The 20,685-nt window shown below is 41.5% G+C and carries 21 protein-coding genes; 10 read left to right on the top strand and 11 right to left on the bottom strand.

Annotation, left to right across the window (positions count from 1 at the left end; genetic code table 11):
• Nucleotides 1-147 precede the first annotated feature (147 nt).
• Complete coding sequence (locus BDD30_RS24920; protein ID WP_387794671.1) at nt 148-318, bottom strand: colicin Z C-terminal domain-related protein; 171 nt, start codon at nt 316-318, stop codon at nt 148-150.
• Between the two features lie 430 nt (nt 319-748).
• Here BDD30_RS24920 and BDD30_RS00755 point away from each other — a divergent pair, with 430 nt between their 5' ends.
• From BDD30_RS00755 to BDD30_RS00730, 5 genes are all read left to right on the top strand, one after another.
• On the top strand, nt 749-1,033 hold the full coding sequence (locus tag BDD30_RS00755) for a hypothetical protein (protein WP_015834274.1): 285 nt from the start codon (nt 749-751) through the stop codon (nt 1,031-1,033).
• A gap of 279 nt (nt 1,034-1,312) precedes the next feature.
• Complete coding sequence (locus BDD30_RS00750; protein ID WP_015834275.1) at nt 1,313-1,558, top strand: type II toxin-antitoxin system Phd/YefM family antitoxin; 246 nt, start codon at nt 1,313-1,315, stop codon at nt 1,556-1,558.
• 363 nt (nt 1,559-1,921) lie between these two features.
• Complete coding sequence (locus tag BDD30_RS00740) at nt 1,922-2,200, top strand: hypothetical protein (protein ID WP_015834276.1); 279 nt, start codon at nt 1,922-1,924, stop codon at nt 2,198-2,200.
• A 170-nt stretch (nt 2,201-2,370) separates the two neighbouring features.
• Entirely contained in the window at nt 2,371-2,640 is a 270-nt protein-coding gene (locus BDD30_RS00735) for a hypothetical protein (RefSeq protein WP_015834278.1), read from the top strand.
• 551 nt (nt 2,641-3,191) lie between these two features.
• Nucleotides 3,192-4,031, top strand: a complete 840-nt coding sequence (locus BDD30_RS00730) for an Insecticial toxin (RefSeq protein ID WP_231849211.1) — start codon at nt 3,192-3,194, stop codon at nt 4,029-4,031.
• A 122-nt stretch (nt 4,032-4,153) separates the two neighbouring features.
• On the opposite strand, the gene BDD30_RS00725 is transcribed toward BDD30_RS00730, so the two are convergent.
• The 7 genes from BDD30_RS00725 to BDD30_RS23330 all read right to left on the bottom strand — a co-directional run bounded on the left by BDD30_RS00725 (nt 4,154) and on the right by BDD30_RS23330 (nt 9,227).
• On the bottom strand, nt 4,154-5,125 hold the full coding sequence (locus BDD30_RS00725) for a P1 family peptidase (RefSeq protein ID WP_015834280.1): 972 nt from the start codon (nt 5,123-5,125) through the stop codon (nt 4,154-4,156).
• Between the two features lie 110 nt (nt 5,126-5,235).
• Nucleotides 5,236-6,555 carry an FAD-dependent oxidoreductase gene (locus BDD30_RS00720; RefSeq protein ID WP_015834281.1) on the bottom strand — a complete coding sequence of 440 codons (1,320 nt, stop codon included), beginning with the start codon at nt 6,553-6,555 and terminating at the stop codon, nt 5,236-5,238.
• Nucleotides 6,556-6,557: 2 nt separating this feature from the next.
• Nucleotides 6,558-6,812: a 2Fe-2S iron-sulfur cluster-binding protein gene (locus BDD30_RS00715; RefSeq protein WP_015834282.1), complete on the bottom strand. Its 255-nt coding sequence runs from the start codon at nt 6,810-6,812 to the stop codon at nt 6,558-6,560.
• Between the two features lie 15 nt (nt 6,813-6,827).
• The gene (locus BDD30_RS00710; RefSeq protein ID WP_015834283.1) at nt 6,828-7,946 is read right to left on the bottom strand and encodes an NAD(P)/FAD-dependent oxidoreductase; all 1,119 of its coding nucleotides are present in this window, start codon (nt 7,944-7,946) and stop codon (nt 6,828-6,830) included.
• On the bottom strand, nt 7,943-8,893 hold the full coding sequence (locus BDD30_RS00705) for a 4-hydroxyproline epimerase (RefSeq protein ID WP_015834284.1): 951 nt from the start codon (nt 8,891-8,893) through the stop codon (nt 7,943-7,945). The genes BDD30_RS00710 and BDD30_RS00705 overlap by 4 nt, the downstream gene beginning before the upstream one ends.
• 12 nt (nt 8,894-8,905) lie before the next feature.
• Nucleotides 8,906-9,070 carry a hypothetical protein gene (locus BDD30_RS23335; RefSeq protein ID WP_015834285.1) on the bottom strand — a complete coding sequence of 55 codons (165 nt, stop codon included), beginning with the start codon at nt 9,068-9,070 and terminating at the stop codon, nt 8,906-8,908.
• A gap of 4 nt (nt 9,071-9,074) precedes the next feature.
• Nucleotides 9,075-9,227: a hypothetical protein gene (locus tag BDD30_RS23330; protein WP_170152931.1), complete on the bottom strand. Its 153-nt coding sequence runs from the start codon at nt 9,225-9,227 to the stop codon at nt 9,075-9,077.
• A gap of 313 nt (nt 9,228-9,540) precedes the next feature.
• On the opposite strand from BDD30_RS23330, the gene BDD30_RS00700 reads away from it, so the two are divergent.
• The 4 genes from BDD30_RS00700 to BDD30_RS00685 all read left to right on the top strand — a co-directional run bounded on the left by BDD30_RS00700 (nt 9,541) and on the right by BDD30_RS00685 (nt 14,853).
• Nucleotides 9,541-10,398 carry an AraC family transcriptional regulator gene (locus BDD30_RS00700; RefSeq protein WP_015834287.1) on the top strand — a complete coding sequence of 286 codons (858 nt, stop codon included), beginning with the start codon at nt 9,541-9,543 and terminating at the stop codon, nt 10,396-10,398.
• A 203-nt stretch (nt 10,399-10,601) separates the two neighbouring features.
• Entirely contained in the window at nt 10,602-11,522 is a 921-nt protein-coding gene (locus BDD30_RS00695; RefSeq protein ID WP_015834288.1) for a dihydrodipicolinate synthase family protein, read from the top strand.
• 41 nt (nt 11,523-11,563) lie between these two features.
• Nucleotides 11,564-13,147, top strand: a complete 1,584-nt coding sequence (locus BDD30_RS00690; protein ID WP_015834289.1) for an aldehyde dehydrogenase (NADP(+)) — start codon at nt 11,564-11,566, stop codon at nt 13,145-13,147.
• Between the two features lie 104 nt (nt 13,148-13,251).
• Nucleotides 13,252-14,853 (top strand): APC family permease, encoded by a 1,602-nt coding sequence (locus tag BDD30_RS00685; protein WP_015834290.1) that lies wholly within the window; start codon nt 13,252-13,254, stop codon nt 14,851-14,853.
• 59 nt (nt 14,854-14,912) lie between these two features.
• Here BDD30_RS00685 and add read toward each other — a convergent pair whose 3' ends face one another.
• The 3 genes from add to manA form a co-directional block, all read right to left on the bottom strand.
• Nucleotides 14,913-15,914, bottom strand: a complete 1,002-nt coding sequence (gene add, locus BDD30_RS00680) for an adenosine deaminase (protein WP_015834291.1) — start codon at nt 15,912-15,914, stop codon at nt 14,913-14,915.
• Between the two features lie 77 nt (nt 15,915-15,991).
• Nucleotides 15,992-17,542: a YdgA family protein gene (locus tag BDD30_RS00675; protein ID WP_015834292.1), complete on the bottom strand. Its 1,551-nt coding sequence runs from the start codon at nt 17,540-17,542 to the stop codon at nt 15,992-15,994.
• Between the two features lie 150 nt (nt 17,543-17,692).
• Nucleotides 17,693-18,865, bottom strand: a complete 1,173-nt coding sequence (gene manA, locus BDD30_RS00670; protein ID WP_015834293.1) for a mannose-6-phosphate isomerase — start codon at nt 18,863-18,865, stop codon at nt 17,693-17,695.
• 403 nt (nt 18,866-19,268) lie between these two features.
• Between manA and fumC the strand changes: the two genes are divergently transcribed.
• On the top strand, nt 19,269-20,663 hold the full coding sequence (fumC, locus tag BDD30_RS00660; RefSeq protein ID WP_015834295.1) for a class II fumarate hydratase: 1,395 nt from the start codon (nt 19,269-19,271) through the stop codon (nt 20,661-20,663).
• Nucleotides 20,664-20,685 lie beyond the last annotated feature (22 nt).

Raw genomic sequence — 20,685 nt, 5'->3', positions numbered from 1 at the left:
GGCTGTTAATAGTATATACCCTTCATCCTTCAAGTTGCTGCTTTGTTGGCTGCTTTCACTCACCCCAGTCACATAGTTATCTATGCTCCTGGGGATTCGTTCACTTGCCGCCGCGCTGCAACTTGAAATCTATTGGGTATATTACTATTAATCCCAAGTAACTATAATATTTTGTCCTGTAGAGAAACTTTTATATCTTATTTGGTCTATTCCCGCTCCTCCTCCATGGATCATGCAATCACCCGGACCTGTAGCGTGTATAGTTTTTAGCCCTGATTGATCTACATATTTTATCTCAACAGAAAAAGCGGATGGCATCTGTTGATAGGAAATTGTTGTAAATATATATTAATGACAATTATTATATTTACAAAAATATAATATTAAGTTGCTAAATTTATCTCGAAAATATTTTCATTAATCCAATTAATGTAATTTAATATTTTAGGTGTTTTCTTTTCTAGGTCTAAAAATTTGATGAGAACCACACAAATAATCGTTGTGTTGGTTTTTTTTTATCTATACTTAACTTAACTTAACTTAACTTAATTTCATTGTGGTACATATTAGGGTGTTGTTGAATCAGTTCTATATATACCCAATGGATTTCAAGATGCATCGCGACGGCCAGGGAGCGAATCCCCGGTAGCATAGATAACTCTGTGACCGGGGTGAGTGAGTGCAGCCAACAAAGAGGCAACTTGAAAGATGACGGGTATAAATCTACGTCGATATAATGGGGGGTAATATGATTTATGTCAAGAATGCTTCAAATAAGCTGGTTCTAGTTGCAATTAATAAATGGGGGAAAAAAGGTGGTACAGGGTATTTTAATATTAATCCTGGATTGGTAGAGGGTTGGGATCGTACTGATGGTCGCGGTTTTGTAATGTCAATAATACGGGAAGGTGAGGCAGAGCCAAAGCCGTATTTTGTTTTATCAAATAGCAACATTGTTATTCATGATAAAGATATTACTGGTTACGGTAGAGATGTTGAGGATAGTGATCATTGGATATATCCTTTGAAATAAAGCATGAGAATAAATTTATCGTTTGGATATTCAGTCTGGCATCTAATTTTATTGGACTTTATATTCCAAATAATAACTATAATCAGGAGTGAGAACTCCATTTCCGAGCTAATTATATTTAACGATTTGTGTTTTCACTTTTAATATTATTTTTCTGCATCACTGCTAATAAAGATATTTCCAGCCTCTGCCTGTTTTAAGCAAATCATTAGTCTAACCAAATTGACTAGACCAACAAAAATGGCTATGATTAAAATATATACAACAAGAGGTCATTTTATGGAAAAGATTAACATCTACGACGCGAAAACTAACTTGTCCAGAATTATCCAGGAAGTTGTTCGCACTGGTGAGCCCATAGTGATCGCCAAGAATGGTCATGCATTGGTTAAAGTCATCGCATACAGAGAAGATAAACCTAAGCGTAAGCTCGGTTTTCTCAAAGGCAAAGGTAGCGTTCCAGCCAATTTTGACGATATGAACAGCACCGAAGTTATTGATATGTTTGAAGGAAAATACTCTTAATGGATTTGCTGTTAGATACCAATATCGTTCACTTACCGCCGCGCCGCAACTCGAAATCTATTAGATATAAACCCATGATAGGAAATTGTTGTAAATATACATTAATGACAATTATTATATTTACAACAATATAATATTGAGTTACTAAATTTAGATTGAAAATATTTTCATTAATCCAATTAATGTAATTTAATATTTTAGGTGTTTTCTTTTCTAGGTCTAAAAATTTGATGAGAGCCACACAAATAATCGTTGTATTGGTTTTTTTTCATCTATACTTAACTTAATTTCATTGTGGTACATATTAGGGTATTGTTGAATCAGTTCTATATAAATCTATGTCGATATAATGGAGGGGGTAATATGATTTATGCTAAAAATGTTTCAGATAAAGTGGTTAAAGTTGCAATTAGTAAATGGAGTGGTGAAGAAGCTAATGACGAATATCTTGAGATTGGTCCAGGAGAGGTGGTGCAGTGGTTTAGATCGGATGAACGTGGTTTTCTAATGTCAATAATATGGGGGGATAATAAACCAGTATTGTATTCAATGAGATTAGATGGCTACATAATTATTTATAGTAGCTCTGTTGAAAATAACGGTAGAGGGATATCTCCTTTATATTCTTTACCATCTGTCTAAATATAGACTAAAAGTTATTATAAATATCTTTATTTCTAGATATAAAATTTCGATACTGGTCCACTAAAATATTTTTTATCTTGAACCAGTTTTCTTAATTTAATTGTGGTGTATATAATATATTCTTGAACTAAATGTAAATCCATATTGTTGATATAATGGGGAATTATATGATTTATATTAAAAACCTCTCAAGTGAACCGGTTAAAGTTTCGGTTAGTAAATGTGGGGAGGAGGATAGAGAAGAATATCTGGATATTGATTGTGAAGATGTAAAAGTGTGGGATCTATCCGATACGGATGGGGATGGCTTCGTATTTTCAGTCATACAGAGAGGTGCAAAAAAATCATATTCTGCTTCACATAACAGTTTTGTTATTATTTTTGACGATCATGTCAGAGATAGTGGTGATAATATTTATCATTTGATTTCTTCATAAGATAAATAAATGATAGCTTGGTATCTGATTTAATTTTGTTTTAGTCTGAATTAAATCATCATAATCAGGAATGGGAACTCCATTCCTGAGTTTTTTATATTTAAGGTTGGTTGCTTTCGCCCGTAATGCTTTTTTATACATCACTGATAAAGATATTTTCAGTCTCTTTATGATTAATCAGTTGTCTTGATTAGCTTCCGCTGCCAGCGTTTCTAGACTAATCCATCATAACCCGTCACATAGTGAAAAATAACCGATCGGGGCTTTTAGGTCTAATACTGTTGGGTGACCCAGTTACTGAAGTGGACTTTGGATTTTGGATTTGCATTTTCTGATTTGTCATAAAATTAATATTTAATCGTGATGTATGGATTAATTTGGTTTAGAGTTTGTTGTATATACCACATAGATGGAAGAATATTTAAATAAGTTAATGCTCATCTTATTTTGGTTATTTTGCTTTTTAATTATTCAGAGGATTGATAAATATGTTCGAGAATGATGTTGGTGTTCGCCAACAAGTTAAAAGAGAATTTATTTGGGAAGGGCACATGAAGGCGATTGAAAAAGCGTCTAAAGTGGGTAATTTTGCTGTCAGTTTTCGTGCGGCAGGGGAACCAACTTTGAGGGCGCTGAGTAAAGGTGCCGCAGCGAAAGGACACGATATACTAGAAAAAACAATTAAACCTGGTTCAATTAGAAAAGCTTATTCTGAAGGTGAAGCTTCAGATGTCATAAATAAGGTGCAGCAAGCCTCTATTGAGGGTTATGTTGGTCACTGGGATAGACAAAGTGGTCATCTTAAAGGGATGTATATGAGTAGTAACCACGGGTTATCAGATGGATTGGTCAGGAAAAGAGTTTATCCAATAGATTTAAATAATCTCGAAGTAAGTCTCTCTTCCTTGAAAGGAAAAGAGAACTGGGCTGCGCTGCCTTTCACTGGCGACTATGATATGCATGACATGATTAGTTTCACGACACAGCCACATTCAGTTCCATCTGCTTCATTAGAAGAAAAGAAAATTATTGATCTTATTAACCGATTTATTGCTCAATCTGATTTAAACCGGCCATTTGAAGATAAAGAACATAATGTTATCAGACATGGTCCTCAGGTAAGTTATCCTGCTTTTGCTATGGATAAAGAGAGAGAAGAAGTCAAGAAACGTGGTGGGATTGTTAAAGTTGTTGCCGAACCTGGAGAGTTTCCAGTTGCTATTATCTGTAAAGGAAAATGGATAATAGCCAATGATATTTATGAATTAGAAAAGTTTTACAACAAGGTTGGCGCAAAAATGAAAGTGAGTTGGAAACCGGGCGCTGGAAATCCAGGTTTTGTTCCTAATTCTGAAAAACCGGGGATGGCTAGATTTAGTCGGAAAAGATAAAACTGTGAGATATCTTATTACCCATTAGGACCAAATCACCCTTTTTACTCATTTGTGAAAAGGGTGATAAAACGTTGTGGATTATGAATTTCATCGTGCTTCGAGAAGTAACCCAGTATTTTTTATTTTGCTAAATCGGCATAACCTCTAACGCCAAATTTTGATTTAGCTGATTTTACAGCATCTAAAATTGCGGCAGCCATGACTTCAGCCGCAAGCATACCAACAATATTCACCGATGAATCCACTCCCCCTGTTGTCGCTGCAAAAATAGTGTCTCCGTCACTCATGGTATGAACCGGGTATATTGTCCTTGCAAGGCCATCATGAGCCATCTGGGCAACTTTTTTCATCTGGCTTTTATTCATATTTGCGTTACAGCAAATTATACCAATCGTCGTATTTATTCCCTGAGTGAAATGATGATCTTTATAATTTTCTAAAATGTAGGAAATGAGATCGATAAGATGACCATTTTCATCACATGCACCTGCGATGGTTTTGCCATTTTTAGGGTCTCTGATTTCACCAACAGCATTTACAACAACCATTGCGCCTACTGTTAGCCCCCCGGGTAATTTAACAGATGCTGTTCCAAGTCCACCTTTCATGGCTTTGTCAAAACCAGCTATCTTACCTATCATGGCCCCGGCACCGGCACCAATGTTTCCCGATGGAAAAGCGTTGGTAGAAGCGTTTTGTGCTGCAATATAGCCCATCTTGGCATCAGGACGAACAGCAGGATCGCCAAAATTTAGATCAAAAATTATTGCGGCTGGAACGATAGGTACGACAGTGACACCGACATCAAGACCTTTTTTTCTTTCTTCAAGATAGCGCATGACGCCAGAGGCGGAATCCAATCCAAAAGCACTACCGCCACTTAGCACCACTGCGTTGACTTTTTGAATGATATTAATGGGATCTAAAAGCTCGGTTTCCCTTGTTCCCGGTGCAGAACCCCTGACATCAACACCACAAACAGCGCCGTCGTTGAAAATAATGACGCTGCAACCGGTTTGTTTTAATTCATCTTCAGCATGTCCAACCTTGATACCTGGCACATCCAGGATTGTTCCATTTGTTTTATACATAAATGCTCACACCTTAATCTTTAAATTAATTTATTATGTATTTTAATGAGTAAAGAGGTGAATTATAGCAAAGGCGATTAAACAAATTTGAGTGTGTCATCATTTATTGATCAGCGACGGCTGGGGTTTTCTTTTCCGAGTTCTGCTTCTTGTCCTTCTTGAAAGGGGAATTCTTCTGCCAGCGTTTCAAGACTCACAGGCGATAGTGGAATGCGAGGAGAGGGTATCGCCCAATGTTTGATATCGTGGAGAATGGCAGAGCAGATTTTTCCCTGACAAGCTCCCATACCGCACCGTGTCGCCATTTTTGCGCTATGCCAATTCTGAAATGATTCAAGCTCTTTTAAACTCACATCTTCACAACGGCAGATCAACGTATCGGGTGGAAGAGACTGTGTGATCTCTTCATTCAATTTAAATGTTTGTGCTACCGCTGCGGTGAAACGCCGCCATTTTATTCGTTTCTGCTGCCATGCTTCAGCCAGTGCGTATTCATCACTTGCTGCAAATCCGGCAATAAACCCTTCACAAAGGGCAAGTTCACTGCCACCAATACCTGTACATTCTCCTGCTGCATATACACTGGGTATGGTTGTCTGTTGCCACGTATCTACCTGAATGTTTCCTTGTTCATCCAACAAGCAACCAAATAGTTGTGCTAATTCCGTATTGGGCCTTAAACCAAAACCACATGCCAGACGTGTACAGGATAATTTTTGTTTCCGCCCTTTATGCCTGATATATACGCCAGTCAACTTTCCTGCTATGGAGGTTTCTACACCCAACACTATGCTGTTTTTGTAATAATTTTTAAGTGGCATGAGCGTGATGGCTTGACGCAATTTTTCTGGCCAACGGATTAAGCGCAAGCCGAACGCTACTAAGCGGTACAAAGGCGCTTGTTCAATGATCCCGACTACATTCCCTCCCGCTTTGTTCACCGTCTCTGCAACCGCAAGCAAAAGCGGGCCGCTACCAGCAATCACAACATGCTCATCAGTCATGGGTAGGCCATTTTTTATCAGTGCTTGCAATCCTCCAGCGCCCGTGACACCCGGCAATGTCCATCCAGGAAAAGGCAGTAATTTTTCTTTGGCCCCGGTACAAAGGATAATGCGTTGATAGTGGATAATTCGGTACTGACTTGCTGTTGCAACAGTGACACATTGGCTGTCTACAGTAATTACCTTACAACCCGGTAAGTAGGTCAATGTGTCTTCTGATAGCACCGATAGATAATGTTTCGCTATGGGGGGTAATGCATGAAATGGTCCTTGACGCCAAATTTGTCCGCCTGCTCTGGGATTGTCGTCAAGCAGGATAACGATTTGCCGTCCTTGTAAGGCGGCCTGTGCGCTAGCTAATCCCGCAGGTCCGGCGCCAACAACCAACACATCACAGTGCAATACGGTAGAAGAAGATGTTGCCATGTTCAGATCCTCTCAACTTTCATACCCATTTCACACATTGTCTGGCACGCTAAATGACGGCGACCATTAATCATCAAACGGCACTCCTGACAGATCCCCATACCACAAAAAGGTACTCTCAATTGCTGTGATACCGACATACGGCAGTGCTCATCACCGGTATAAGCCAGCGCAGTCGCAACAGTAATCCCCGCAGGAACGGTGATCAGTTTGCTATCAATAAACAAAGTAATAAACGGTGGGTTTTTGAGTATCATGGCAACCTCTTCATGCTACTGTTTGACGGACTTAGGGGTGAAACGTGCAGGTTGGTAAGGTGATGGATCAATCTCTGTTTTTCTGTTCAGCATCAATGCAGCGATGATTCTGGCGCTGCCCGGTGCTGTCGTCACTCCTAATCCTTCATGGCCCACAGCCAGCCATAGCCATTCACAATCAGGATGTTGTCCCAATAGCGGCAAACCATCCGGAGTCGTGGCACGAAAACCAGACCAGCAACGTAAGATATTCATCTGACCAAGCTGAGGTAGAAAATGAAGTGCGCGTTGGAGCATAGAACGGAGTAGGGTGAGATCAATTGTGGGTTTTTCGTTATATAACTGGCGTGAAGATCCAATTAAGAGCTGACCAGTAGGCCGGGCTTGAACGTTAAAAGCCGTTGACGTGCCATCATCATGCGCACTGGCACTATACCCTAATTCCACCAATTGATGGGTGATGCAGGGAGGGTAACGATCGGTAATCGCCAATTGCCCTTTTTTAGGGAAAATAGGTAATTCAGGTAACAGATGTGTACTCCACAACCCATTTGCCAACAATATTCTCGGTGCGTAATATTTCTTTCCATCATTCAACACAACAGACTGAGGCTCTAAGGCATGGACTTGTCCCTTAATGAAGTGAATCTTTTCATTACAGGCAGCAAGAAACCAGTGTACGACATTCGGTGCATAGACAATTCCATCTCCAGGAACACATAAACCACCGGCTATTCCAGCTTTCACCATAGGTTCTATTTGATGAATCTGGGTTGCTGTCATCAGAATATTTTCAATTCCATAGTTGGCAAAATGTGCGCTTTTTTCCTCAGCAAGTGCCATGTCATCTTCTTCATCGGCCAGCCAAAGTGTACCGCATCCACGCCATGCACAATTTTCTGGCATATGAGAGGTGAATGTTCGCCATATATCTAATGAGTAACTACTCAATGCCAATTCGGCAGGATTATCGTCCATACACACCAGATGGCCCATTCCTGCCTGTGTCGCCCCTTTACCACCATCATCAATGACAGCAACGCTCAAACCGTCTTGTACTAACTGATAAGCACATGCGGCTCCAACAATACCAGCGCCAACGATAATAACATCCGATATTTGAGATGGGGTCATAGGTTAATTCCCCAAGCGAAAGGATCGTTCTTAGCGATGATTAATTTATTATCACCGTAAACATGCGCTGTTCCCCGGATCACGGGAGCAATTTTCTGACCAACCCAGTGATATTGGGCTTCAAAAACACTGCCAATAATGCTCGATTGTCGCCAAATCTCACCAGGCTGCAATTTTCCATCTGCGGCTAAGCAGGCTAATTTAGCGCTTGTTCCAGTGCCACAGGGTGAACGGTCATAGGTTTTCCCCGGACATAACACAAAATTGCGGCTATTCGCATGGTTATCAGGAGCAAACAATTCGATATGGTCGATACACTCGCCATTTTCACCCGTGATCCCCGTTTGTTCCAATGCTTGCCTAACGGCCCAACTGTATTGCGTGAGTTCAGCGATATGGCGGGGAGTTAGCGACTGACCATGTTGACTAATCAGAAAAAACCAATTTCCTCCCCAGGCAATATCGCCATTAACATCACCCACATCAGGCACATTTACGGTGATATTCTGTTGATAACGATAAGAGGGGACATTATGAACAGACACCTCTCTATTTTCATGGAGCACGGCTTCCACAAGACCAACAGGTGTCTCAATTTTATACTTGCCAGGTTTTAATCGGCCCAGATGATGGAGTGAAGCAATAAGGCCCATGGTACCATGGCCGCACATGCCCAAATACCCTGCGTTATTAAAGAAGATAGCCCCTATATCGGCTTCTGGTGCAGCAGGTGGACATAAGAGTGCACCCACTAATACATCATTCCCTTTTGGTTCAAGAATGAGAGCCTGGCGCCAGTGATCAAATTCAGCTTCAAAGCGCTGCCGCTGTTTGGCAACGGTTCCTTTGCCAAGAGATGGAAATCCCTCTATTACCGTGCGTGTGGGTTCTCCACCTGTGTGTGAATCAATGACGTGAATAATCTGATATGCGTTTTTCTCTGCCATAAGGCCACCAAATTAGTACATTTTTACCAGATGGTGGCGTAATATTTTGTTTGTCGCTTGATGAGTTTCATACCATAACATGTTGAAATCAGCATAGTGAAAAGATTGCTGAATTATCATATACCCTTCATCTTTCAAGTTGCTGCTTTGTTGGCTGCTTTCACTCACCCCAGTCACAGAGTTATCTATACCCGTTATCTTTCAAGTTGCCTCTTTGTTGGCTGCACTCACTCACCCCGGTCACATAGTTATCTATGCTCCCGGGGATTCGCTCCCTGGCCGTCGCGATGCATCTTGAAATCCATAGGGTATATGCTCCTGGGGATTCGTTCACTTGCCGCCGCGCTGCAACTCGAAATCTATTGGGTATAGAGACGTTCTAATAAAATGAAAAATTACAAATAAATCGTTGAGTTTTATCTTTACTAAAAAAACAATTTATAAATTATACCCAATATAAAAATAAATCAAATAAATCAAATAAATGAAAATAATGGCAACGAATTTCTGTGATAATTATCACATGAACATAATATATTGCTTTTGAACATTGCGTATATATTAAATCTGATATTTATTTAGCCAAGATAAATAATCAAATATAAGATTAATAATCTTATATTAGTGATAATATCCTGGAGATATTGATGATGAATATAGTCCATGACAACCTATACCAGAATAATGAAAAAAGCGGCTATGATGTTTGTAATATTGAGTTTTTATCAACACTGTGCAGTGGGCTTGTTAATCACAAACCCAATAACTTGCAAGATATTCTCAATACGGTTGCTTTAATTACCCCTTTGCTAAATGCGATTCCCAGTGTGGTTTTCTTTATTAAAGATATCAAAGCACGTTATCTCATTGCTAACCTTACATTGGCTACGCGCTGCGGATTTAAATCGATCTCTTCACTACTCGGTAAAACTTCCTCGGAAGTCTTTCCGGCCAAAATGGGTAGCTGTTACACCGAACAAGATTTACGTGTATTACATCAAGGGGTGATTATCCAAAACCAGCTGGAACTCCATTTTTACCATGGGCGTAAAACAGGCTGGTGCATGACATATAAATTGCCATTGTATAATCAGCATAATCAAGTTATTGGTATGGCTGGAATTTCTCATGATCTGATGGAAATTAAGGAAAACCATCCTGTGTACCAAAAACTGGCGATTGTTGATGATTATATTCGTGAACATTTTGATCAAACGATCCGTCTCAAAGAGCTAACTCATTTAACACATCTCTCGGTTGCTCAACTGGAACGTTACTGTAAACGCGTATTTCACCTGACCCCTCGACAAATGATCCACAAAATCAGAATTGAAAAAGCGTCTGAATTACTGGCTACAAAACTGCCTATCACAGATGTCGCTTTGCAATGTGGTTATACGGATCATAGCGCATTTACTCGGCAATTTAAGGCGTTAACTGGGCTAACTCCCAGTGATTTTCGCCAGTCAATTTTGCGGCTTCCTGATTCACCCATCCTTTTGTGATCCAATTGGCCTTTTTATCTGTAATCAGGAATTCCTATTATGCCAATTTCGTCATTGTTCACTGCGAAAAGTGACAAGCTTCTCTGTGGCGAAATAGCCATCATTCGATCAAAACCAATAAGTCACACTTTGTTTACAAAATAAAAACAACTCGTATTTTGAATATCAATCAAATAAATCAATGGCAATTACAGGATAGGGCTATGAGCAAAAAGAAAGTTAACTGGCAGGGGGTTTTTCCAGCAGTGACGACACAATTTAACCCCGATTTTTCCATTAATTTAGACGCCACTCATAAGGTAATGACCAACCTGATTAAAGATGGGGTTTCTGGTTTAGTCGTCAATGGCTCCGTAGGGGAAAACACCTCTTTGTCCATGGAGGAAAAGCGTGCTGTCATTGAGCTTGCGGTGGATGTTGCTGGTGGAAAAGTTCCCGTCCTTTCGGGGATTGCAGAACTGACAACCGATAATGCGTGCAAAATGGTTGCTGAATGCCGCCAGGCAGGGGCTAGTGGGGTGATGATCATGCCGCCACTGGTTTATACGCCAACACCAAAAGAAAATAGGGCGTATTTCCGTACAATTGCCGCCTCTACCGATTTGCCCATCATGCTATATAACAACCCTCTGCTGTATAAAAATGATATTACGCCGAAGATGCTGATATCTCTGGCCGATTGTGAAAATATCGTTGCGTTTAAAGATTCATCAGGTAATACACGTCCTTTTAGTGATATTCCCAATGAAACCGGTGATCGTTTCATTCTTTTTGCTGGTTTGGATGACGTCGTTTTAGAGTCGGTCGCCGTGGGAGCAGAAGGTTGGATTTCTGGCATGTCAAATGCCTTTCCACGGGAGGGAGAGACCTTATTCCGGCTGGCTAAACAGAAACGTTATGAAGAAGCTCGGGAGTTATATCGCTGGTTTATGCCTTTGCTGCATTTGGATTTCCGTCCTGATTTGGTGCAATGCATCAAATTGTGTGAAGAAATGGTTGGTCGTGGTAGTGCTATTACCCGTCCGCCACGTTTACCACTGGAAGGGGAAATATTGGCTGAAGTACGCGCTATTGTAGAAAAAGCTCTGGCAAATCGTCCTTTGCTGCCTGATGTGGGCCTCTGAATGCCATTTGGGGCTTATCTTATACCTTAGGAGAAATCATTATGTTGGTAACACATTCAGGTATGCAATTTATCGGTGGTCGCAGGCAAGCAGAGGGAGAGCGTTGTTTACACAGCCAGCGGGCGGAGGATAACTCACCAATGGGTTATGCGTTTTATCAGGCTACAGTACGTGAGGTTGAGCTCGCCGCTCAAGCCGCCGGCAATGCATTTACATGTTATAGCCAAACATCGTTAGCAGAACGTGCCGCTTTTTTAGATAAAATTGCAGATGAAATTGATGCTCTCGGCGATGACTTCATTGCCCTTGTATCAGCAGAAACAGCCTTACCACCCGCCAGACTTCAGGGCGAACAGTCGAGAACAAGCGGGCAAATGAGGCTATTTGCCACGCTGTTACGCCGTGGTGATGTTCATGCTGCCCGTATTGATACGGCACAACCTGAGAGAAAACCACTCTCCAGAGTTGATATTCGCCAATGTCATATTCCTCTTGGTCCTGTTGCGGTTTTCGGTGCCAGTAATTTCCCTTTAGCTTTTTCAACCGCTGGTGGTGACACGGCGTCAGCATTAGCTGCGGGCTGCTCTGTTGTTTTTAAAGCACATAGCGGCCATATGGCTACCGCTGAAATTATTGCAGAAGCCATTGAACGTGCAATCACCGCCACACAAATGCCCTTAGGTGTGTTCAATATGATTTATGGCAATAACGTGGGGGCCGATCTCGTCAAACACCCGATTATTCAGGCCGTTGGTTTTACCGGTTCACTCGCTGGTGGACGGGCACTATTTGATATGGCCATGCAGCGACCACAACCTATTCCGTTTTTTGCTGAAATGTCGAGTATCAATCCAGTTATTGTGCTGCCAAACGCCTTAACACAGCGAGGAAAACAAATCGCTCAAGAACTGGTAAATTCATTCACACTAGGTTGCGGTCAGTTTTGTACTAAACCGGGGATGATCCTGGGTATTCGTTCACCAGAATTTACTCAGTTTATGGCTCAATTAGGGCAGGAAATCACTCTTCGTCCGGCACAGTCAATGCTAAACCGAGGCACATTACTGAGTTACCAAAAAGGTATTCATCAGCTGGATAATGAACCCTTAATGAGACGGTTAGCCATTGGTAAACATCATGAAAATCAAGCCAGTGCGATGCTGTATTATGCAGATATTGCTTTGTTGTTGAATAAAAATACCTTATTACAAGAAGAGGTTTTCGGTCCTGTTGCTATTGTGATTGAAGCCGTAAATCAACATCAGCTCTTGCACGCAATTGACTGTTTGCCGGGACAGCTTACCGCGACCTTGATTGGTGAACACGATGAATTAGCTAATGCGCACGAGCTTAGTCGAAGATTACAGAACATTGCTGGCAGGGTGGTTATTAACGGTTACCCAACAGGAGTTGAAGTAGGTGATGCCATGGTTCATGGCGGGCCTTACCCAGCGACTTCAGATGCGAGAGGCACTTCAGTTGGCACACTGGCGATATGGCGTTTTCTGCGTCCGGTATGTTTCCAAAACTATCCTGAATCCTTACTTCCCCCAGCTCTGCAAAACCGTAATCCGTTAAATATTTCTCGGTTAATTAATGGGGGAATGAGTAGAGAAGCATTATAAGTTAGCATCGCTTGCTATCGGGAAGCTCATTATTGCGCCACTGTTATGCGAAGTTACCTTGCTTTGGCGTATATCAAATAAAAAACAGAAAAGAGCGAATAATTATGGTCCCATACGAAGCCGCGTCACTGCCAAAATCCGATTCCGGGCAGGGAAAATTTAAAAAACAGTTAACACTCACAGATTTAACCTTCATTGGATTGGGGGCTATTTTTGGCTCTGGCTGGTTATTTGCCGTCAGCCATGTGTCTATTATTGCAGGGCCAGCTGGGATTTTTTCCTGGGTGATTGGCGGTATCGCCGTACTTTTACTCGGCATTGTTTATTGCGAACTGGGGGCGGCATTACCTAAATCGGGTGGCATTATTCGTTATCCGGTATTTTCTCATGGTGAGCTCATGGGATATTTAATGGGGTCTATCACTTTAATCGCGTTTTCTAGTCTTATCGCTATTGAAGTTGTTGCGGCTCGACAATATGCGGCTGCGTGGTTCCCATTTCTTAGTCGGCCTGGTTCTGGTGATCCAACTTTGGCAGGTTGGTTGGTTCAATTTATTTTATTAGCATTTTTCTTTTACCTTAATTACAACAGTGTGAAAACCTTTGCGAAATCCAACAATATTATTAGTATCTTCAAATTCGTTGTTCCGCTGCTGGTTATTGTTATCCTTTTGAATTACTTCAATCCAAGTAATCTGCAAGTTCACGGATTTTCTCCTTATGGGGTATCTGGTGTTCAAGCTGCGGTTTCGGCTGGTGGCATTATTTTTGCCTATCTTGGTTTGACGCCAATTATTTCTGTCGCCGGTGAAGTGGAAAAACCCCAAAAGACAATTCCGATTGCCCTTATTCTGTCTATTTTACTGTCTACGGTCATTTATGTTTTATTGCAATTAGCTTTTCTTGGTGGGATACCCTCAGAGTTACTCTTTGGTGGCTGGAAACAAATTGGACAATATTTTTCACTGCCGTTTCGTGACATAGCTTTAATACTGGGTGCAGGATGGCTTGCTTTTTTGGTGGTATGTGATGCGGTGATCTCCCCAAGTGGCACTGGGAATATTTATATGAATGCGACTCCGCGTGTTATTTATGGCTGGGCAAAAAGTGGAACGTTGTTTAATGTGTTTACCCATATTGATGAACAATCGGGAATACCCCGTCCTGCACTTTGGTTGACATTTATTCTTGCTATTTTTTGGACATTACCTTTTCCTTCATGGGAAAAACTCATCAGTGTTGTTTCCGCGGCATTAGTCTTGAGCTATGCGTTAGCGCCAGTAACCGTTTCTGCTTTACGCCGAAATGCCAAAGAGATAAAACGTCCCTTTTATATTAAATGGTTTGCGATCATTGGTCCGCTCTCTTTTATTATTTCCGCTTTCATTGTTTATTGGTCTGGTTGGGAAACGGTTTCCTGGTTGCTTGGATTACAGATTGTCTTATTCTTTATCTACTTGTTATTCAAAAATAAAGTTCCTGTAGACAAAGTGAGTTTACGCCAACAGATAACTTCTTCTTTGTGGTTGATTGGTTTCTATAGTGCAATGATCATTTTGTCCTATTTAGGCACATTTGGCGGTAAAGGCATTATTTCAGCGCCTTGGGATATCGTTGCAGTAGCAGTGATATCTTTAATTGCTTTTTATTGGGGAACGTTTAGTGCTTTACCCAAGGCGGTTTTACCAACGGAAGACGAGGATTAAATTCCAAATAAATAACCATAATCAGGAATGGGAAACCCATTCCTGATTACTATCTGAACTTAACGGTTTGCTACTTTCGCCCGTAATGCTTGTTTTTCTGCATCACTGATAAAAGCGGTTTCCAGCCCATTTATTTGAGCCTGGCGGATTTGAGCGGCGGATAAACCTGCGGCAGGGGCAGCAACGTCATATTCATGGCGAATGTCGATACCTTCAACTACCGGATCGTCTGTATTAATGGAAGCAAGAATCCCTTTTTCCAGGAATCTTTTTAGTGGATGGTCCAATAAAGAATTAACGGTGCTGGTTTGAAGGTTTGAGGTTAAACAGGTTTCAATACCGATACGATTTTCAACTAAATAATCCATCAAGGCTGGATCAGTAATCGCTTTTACACCGTGACCGATACGAGTCGCGCCTAATTCACGAATGGCATGCCAAATACTTTCAGCGCCTGCTGCTTCACCAGCATGGACAGTTATTTGCCAGCCAGTATCACGAGCTTTAGTAAAATGAGATTGGAAAAGATGACCTGGGAAACCTAATTCATCACCCGCCAGATCCAATGCAGTAATATGCTGGTGGTGAGCCAGTAAACCAGCCAATTCTTGATAGCAGGCGTTTTCACCAAAAGTTCTGCTTAGAATACCAATAAGGCGAATATCGATGTCGTTATTTTGGCGGGCAGAATAGATACCATCAATAACGGCTTCAACAACCCCTTCAATGGGTAATTGATGTTTCATTGCCATGTAATAAGGGGAAAAACGTAATTCCACATAATCCAGACCAGCATTTACAGCATCTTCAACATTTTCAATAGCAACCCGCCGGCAGGCATCTAAATCAGCCAGTACTGCCACACCCCAATCTAATTTTTGTAAAAAGCTAACGAGATCGGGTTCATTTTCAATAACCTGAACATGAGGAAGTAGTAATTCCAGGTTATTAGCTGGTAGTTGAATATTATGCTGGTGGGCAAGATCTAAAATGGTTGCTGGCCGGATATTGCCGTCAAGATGGCGGTGTAAATCTGTTAGTGGGAGCTGTATATCAATCATATTCCGGGTCCTTTTTTTATATAAAAAAGCCAGTCAAATTGGTTGACTGGCATTTTAGCATAAGCGTTTATGGTTGTTTATTGTGCAGGTTGCACCGTGCCTTCTGCCTGTATATTTCCACTGTTGTGGCTGTCATCCTCTGGCATCGTTTGCTCTGGTGCTTCGTCATCATCAGAAGACTCGGATAAACCATACTCAGACATGAACTTAGGTAAGGACATTTTCTCACCGTTCATTTCTACTTTACCGTCTGCATAATTAAACTTAATGCTAATAGCGTTATCATCAACAGTGGTGATTCTAAACAATTTTCCAAGTTGCTCCAATTGTTTTACCTGTTGTTCCGCGTTTTCTTCAGCTCTGCCTTTATCCATACCATTAACCAATGATGCTTGAGTGGCGAATTCAAGTACCATTGGTTTTGGTAATGTCACATTCAGAGACATATCCTGAATCAAAGTGCGGATAGCTTCCTCGGTTTTCATTGAAGATAAGCTACTTTTATCTTTCGGTAAATTCTTCAGACTCACTTTGTAATTAATGGTACTTTCACCTTTGGTATTTTTCCAGGTTAATGGTTCGATACCAAATTGCGGATTATTTTTCAGCAGGATGGGCAGATTAGAAAAAATAGCATCAATAATAGCTGTGTCTGCTGCATCGGAAGAGAGATCGCCAGAAGCGAGAGATTTGGCTGTGGCATCATTATATGCTTGGGTAAATTTACGCACGGCTGCACCATCCAGACGATCCGCGGTAATAGCAAATGTCCCGGAACCAAAATCAATATCTTTTAGTTTGAAACCATCTAAACTATACGTGATTTTCCCTTTCAGATTCGTTTCGTCTTCACTGATATTTGAACCCATTTTAAGGCCAGAGAGAACGATATCTTGATTGGTGATACCTTTCAGACTGATTTCCTGAATTTTGATGTTTTGATCACCCACATAGATATCAAACTTGCCTTTTTTATTGGACAGGTCTAAATCAATACCTTTAACAACGAAGTTTTCGTCATTTTTGTTGATGGTCAGTTGGTCACTCTTTATTGTCAGTGAGATATCTTTCAGCCCGTGGCTGAGATCTGAAGTCAGTTTGGCGCCAGAAAAATTGAATTTAGCGCCATTTTCTGCAAAATCGACAGGGATGATATCAACATCAGAAATAGTATCGCCACTATAACTGATACGAGAATCAGCAGTGAACAGAGATTTGCCTTTCGTAACTTCAAATAATGGTTTTAAAGCTTCGCTATTTTCCAATTCGGAATGCACGGAAGCCGCGCTGGGAATAAGGGTAAATTTCTTCACTTGTGCCAGCGGGAAAGGGCCGTGATCAATCACAGATTTAATTGAGATCTCTTCACCAGGTTTGATTTCTGCGTTTTTAATACCTTCTTTAACCTTCAGGACAAGACGTACATCAGAACTAAATACGCCACGCTGGAAATCTTTACTCTGTAATACCAGACCAGTTTCAGGGAATGCTTTTTCCAACTCTGCATTTGCGAGGGCAACAGCTGGGCCAATATGTTGCTCGATTTGTTTACCGGTATACCATGAAGCTCCAGTCCAGATTGCACCTAAGGCAACGATAACGCCTACTGCCACTAACGATTTTTTCATAATGGAAATCCATCCTTTTAGTACATATTTGCAGGTAATTAGCGGATAATATGTACTCTTCTAGTATAAAATGGCCGTTGACACAGCTTGGAGTTTAAGTCGTGTTTAACAGCCTGTGAATAAGTTTTAGACCCAGATTAGCGTATATTATTAATTAAAAACCCGAGCGGTAAAACCATTACCGTGAATAGTCACAACTTTCTCGGTAGCAGATATAAATACCGATTCACCTGGGAAAATTCTTAATTGGTGTTCGCCAGATTGTATAACTGTTTGACCTTCAACACAAAAAACAATTGATGCTGAATTGTTCTCAAGAGCAATTGGCTGTTCTGATAAAGGATAAATAGAAAATGCAAAATCATTGATGGGAACCGGGAAGTTCTGCGCTGTTTTTTGCTGTTTTGGCAGGGTTAATAATGTGTTTACTGGTTTTGGTACAAAATCGAGGTTTGCCATTAACTCAGGAATATCCATATGTTTATTGGTCAAGCCAGCCCGCAGAACATTATCTGAGTTTGCCATGACTTCAAGCGCAACGCCTTCCAGATAAGCGTGAGGCGTGCGGGCGCATAAAAACATAGCCTGGCCTGGTTCAAGCTCAATAACGTTTAACAAAAGCGGGGTAAACAGACCATTGTCGTCAGGATAAAACTCTGCCATTTTTTTAATGGTATCCCAGGGTTCTCCGATGCGGCTGTTTAATGCTGATTTTAATACGCCGAGAGCCAGCTGTTTTTGTTTGCCGCTCATATTGAGTAATTGGCAAAATAAAAAAGCAAGATTCTGTTCATCCGGTTTTTGGATAAAAAATCGAATCTTGGGATGCGCCGCAGTAACAAATTCCAATAATTGTACGATTTCGTTTAATGGCCGAAATCCATTGATTGCCCGGAAAGGAGTCAGGGCATAAACCAATTCGGGTTTATGGTTATCGTCTTTGTAATTTCTTTCCGGTGAATCTAGTGGAATACCCGCGGTATTCTCTTTGGCAAAACCCTCTTCTGCGGATTTCTTATCGGGATGAACCTGAATAGAGAGCGGTTGAGCTGCACACAAAATTTTAAATAAGAAAGGTAAACGGTGAAATTTATCTGCAACTTCTTTTCCTAGATATTTTTCCGGATCACCGGCTATTAATTCATTTAGGGCAACCGGTTTCCCCGTTTCAGGATTGACGACAATTGAACTGCTTTTAGGATGAGCGCCCATCCATAATTCAGCCATTGGCAGATTATCTGGATTTTCAACACCATAAATATCAGTCAGGGCAGTTTGACTTCCCCAGGAATAGTGCTGGATCTGATTTATCATCTTAAACATGGCCGTTACTCTCTTTTTAAAAAAATCAATCTATTTCCTTGCGACTACAATACGATAAACACGACTTGGTCGGCATAATCAGGAACTAATATATGGCATGATAACAGAATGCTATACCCAATAGATTTCAATTTACAGCGTGGCGGCAAGTGAACGTATCCCCAGGAGCATAGATAACGATGTGACAGGGGTAAGTGAACGCAGCCAACAAAGCAGTGATTTGAAAGATGAAGGGTATATACCCAATAAATTTCGAGTTGCAGCGCGGCGGCAAGTGAACGAATCCCCAGGAGCATAGATAACTATGTGACTGGGGTGAGTGAAAGCAGCCAACAAAGCAGCAACTTGAAGGATGAAGGGTATATGCATATTCGATTATTCTGTGTGTTAAGGAGAGATAGTAATGGCAGCCACTCGCATTGAAAAAGACTCAATGGGGCCTATCGAAGTACCTGCTGACCAATTATGGGGAGCGCAAACTCAACGCTCGCTGGAGCATTTCCGCATTTCGCAGGAGAAAATGCCGGTTGCATTGATCCACGCTCTTGCATTAACCAAACAGGCTGCGGCTAGTGTAAATATGGATTTGGGTCTTCTGCCGAAAGAGCGGGGTGACGCAATTATTGCTGCCGCAAAAGAAGTGCTGGAAGGTAAACATTCAACAGAATTTCCGCTTGCTATCTGGCAGACCGGTTCCGGAACACAAAGTAACATGAATATGAACGAAGTGTTGGCGAACCGTGGTAGCGAGATTCTTGGCGGGGTACGGGGTAGTGAACGTCTTATCCATCCTAACGATGATGTCAATAAGAGCCAGAGTTCTAACGATGTTTTCCCAACCGCGATGCATGTTGCCGCAGTTATCGCGCTGCGTGAACACCTTATCCCTGAGCTGAAAGTATTACAAAAAACACTGGCTGATAAAGCTGAAGCTTACAAGGATATCGTCAAAATTGGGCGTACTCACTTGCAAGATGCGACGCCACTAACACTTGGTCAGGAAATTTCCGGCTGGGCAGCCATGCTGACTCATAACCTGAAACACATTGAAGACACTATTCCTCATGTTTGTGAATTGGCACTAGGTGGTACAGCGGTAGGTACTGGTCTGAATACGCATCCTGAGTATGCCGTTCGCGTGGCTAAGAAGCTGGCTGAATTAACCAGCCATCCGTTTGTCACTGCACCAAATAAATTTGAAGCTCTGGCTACCTGTGATGCACTGGTTCATTCACACGGTGCATTGAAAGGTCTGGCGGCTTCAATGATGAAGATTGCCAACGACGTTCGCTGGCTGGCTTCTGGCCCACGCTGTGGTATTGGTGAAATTTCAATTCCTGAAAACGAACCAGGCAGCTCAATCATGCCAGGTAAAGTTAACCCGACTCAATGCGAAGCAGTCACTATGCTTTGTGCTCAAGTGATGGGTAATGATGTTGCTATCAATATTGGTGGAGCATCTGGCAACTTTGAACTGAACGTGTTCCGCCCAATGGTTATTGATAACTTCTTGCAATCTATCCGCTTACTGGCTGATGGTATGCGTAGCTTCAATGAGCATTGCGCTATAGGTATCGAGCCTAACCGTGATCGGATCACTCAATTGTTGAACGAATCTTTGATGCTGGTAACCGCGCTGAATACGCATATTGGTTATGACAAAGCAGCTGAGATTGCCAAGAAAGCGCATAAAGAAGGGCTGACATTGAAACAATCAGCAATGAAATTGGGTTATCTGACAGAAGCTGAGTTTGACGAGTGGGTTCGTCCTGAAGATATGGTTGGCAGCTTGAAATAATTGCTGCTTTAACCATGAAAAA

This window comes from Photorhabdus asymbiotica (assembly GCF_003634575.1).
In the GTDB taxonomy this organism is placed as follows: Bacteria; Pseudomonadota; Gammaproteobacteria; order Enterobacterales; family Enterobacteriaceae; genus Photorhabdus; species Photorhabdus asymbiotica.
The sequence above is the reverse complement of the archived record's forward strand: the minus strand, read 5'-3'. Positions and strand labels throughout refer to the sequence as shown.

What these genes read in the sequence shown, in the direction of transcription:
- BDD30_RS24920 (WP_387794671.1), bottom strand. Translation starts at nt 318, where the DNA reads ATGCCATCCGCTTTTTCTGTTGAGATAAAATATGTAGATCAATCAGGG.
- BDD30_RS00755 (WP_015834274.1), top strand. Translation starts at nt 749, where the DNA reads ATGATTTATGTCAAGAATGCTTCAAATAAGCTGGTTCTAGTTGCAATT.
- BDD30_RS00750 (WP_015834275.1), top strand. Translation starts at nt 1,313, where the DNA reads ATGGAAAAGATTAACATCTACGACGCGAAAACTAACTTGTCCAGAATT.
- BDD30_RS00740 (WP_015834276.1), top strand. Translation starts at nt 1,922, where the DNA reads ATGATTTATGCTAAAAATGTTTCAGATAAAGTGGTTAAAGTTGCAATT.
- BDD30_RS00735 (WP_015834278.1), top strand. Translation starts at nt 2,371, where the DNA reads ATGATTTATATTAAAAACCTCTCAAGTGAACCGGTTAAAGTTTCGGTT.
- BDD30_RS00730 (WP_231849211.1), top strand. Translation starts at nt 3,192, where the DNA reads ATGAAGGCGATTGAAAAAGCGTCTAAAGTGGGTAATTTTGCTGTCAGT.
- BDD30_RS00725 (WP_015834280.1), bottom strand. Translation starts at nt 5,125, where the DNA reads ATGTATAAAACAAATGGAACAATCCTGGATGTGCCAGGTATCAAGGTT.
- BDD30_RS00720 (WP_015834281.1), bottom strand. Translation starts at nt 6,555, where the DNA reads ATGGCAACATCTTCTTCTACCGTATTGCACTGTGATGTGTTGGTTGTT.
- BDD30_RS00715 (WP_015834282.1), bottom strand. Translation starts at nt 6,812, where the DNA reads ATGATACTCAAAAACCCACCGTTTATTACTTTGTTTATTGATAGCAAA.
- BDD30_RS00710 (WP_015834283.1), bottom strand. Translation starts at nt 7,946, where the DNA reads ATGACCCCATCTCAAATATCGGATGTTATTATCGTTGGCGCTGGTATT.
- BDD30_RS00705 (WP_015834284.1), bottom strand. Translation starts at nt 8,893, where the DNA reads ATGGCAGAGAAAAACGCATATCAGATTATTCACGTCATTGATTCACAC.
- BDD30_RS00700 (WP_015834287.1), top strand. Translation starts at nt 9,541, where the DNA reads ATGATGAATATAGTCCATGACAACCTATACCAGAATAATGAAAAAAGC.
- BDD30_RS00695 (WP_015834288.1), top strand. Translation starts at nt 10,602, where the DNA reads ATGAGCAAAAAGAAAGTTAACTGGCAGGGGGTTTTTCCAGCAGTGACG.
- BDD30_RS00690 (WP_015834289.1), top strand. Translation starts at nt 11,564, where the DNA reads ATGTTGGTAACACATTCAGGTATGCAATTTATCGGTGGTCGCAGGCAA.
- BDD30_RS00685 (WP_015834290.1), top strand. Translation starts at nt 13,252, where the DNA reads ATGGTCCCATACGAAGCCGCGTCACTGCCAAAATCCGATTCCGGGCAG.
- add (WP_015834291.1), bottom strand. Translation starts at nt 15,914, where the DNA reads ATGATTGATATACAGCTCCCACTAACAGATTTACACCGCCATCTTGAC.
- BDD30_RS00675 (WP_015834292.1), bottom strand. Translation starts at nt 17,542, where the DNA reads ATGAAAAAATCGTTAGTGGCAGTAGGCGTTATCGTTGCCTTAGGTGCA.
- manA (WP_015834293.1), bottom strand. Translation starts at nt 18,865, where the DNA reads ATGTTTAAGATGATAAATCAGATCCAGCACTATTCCTGGGGAAGTCAA.
- fumC (WP_015834295.1), top strand. Translation starts at nt 19,269, where the DNA reads ATGGCAGCCACTCGCATTGAAAAAGACTCAATGGGGCCTATCGAAGTA.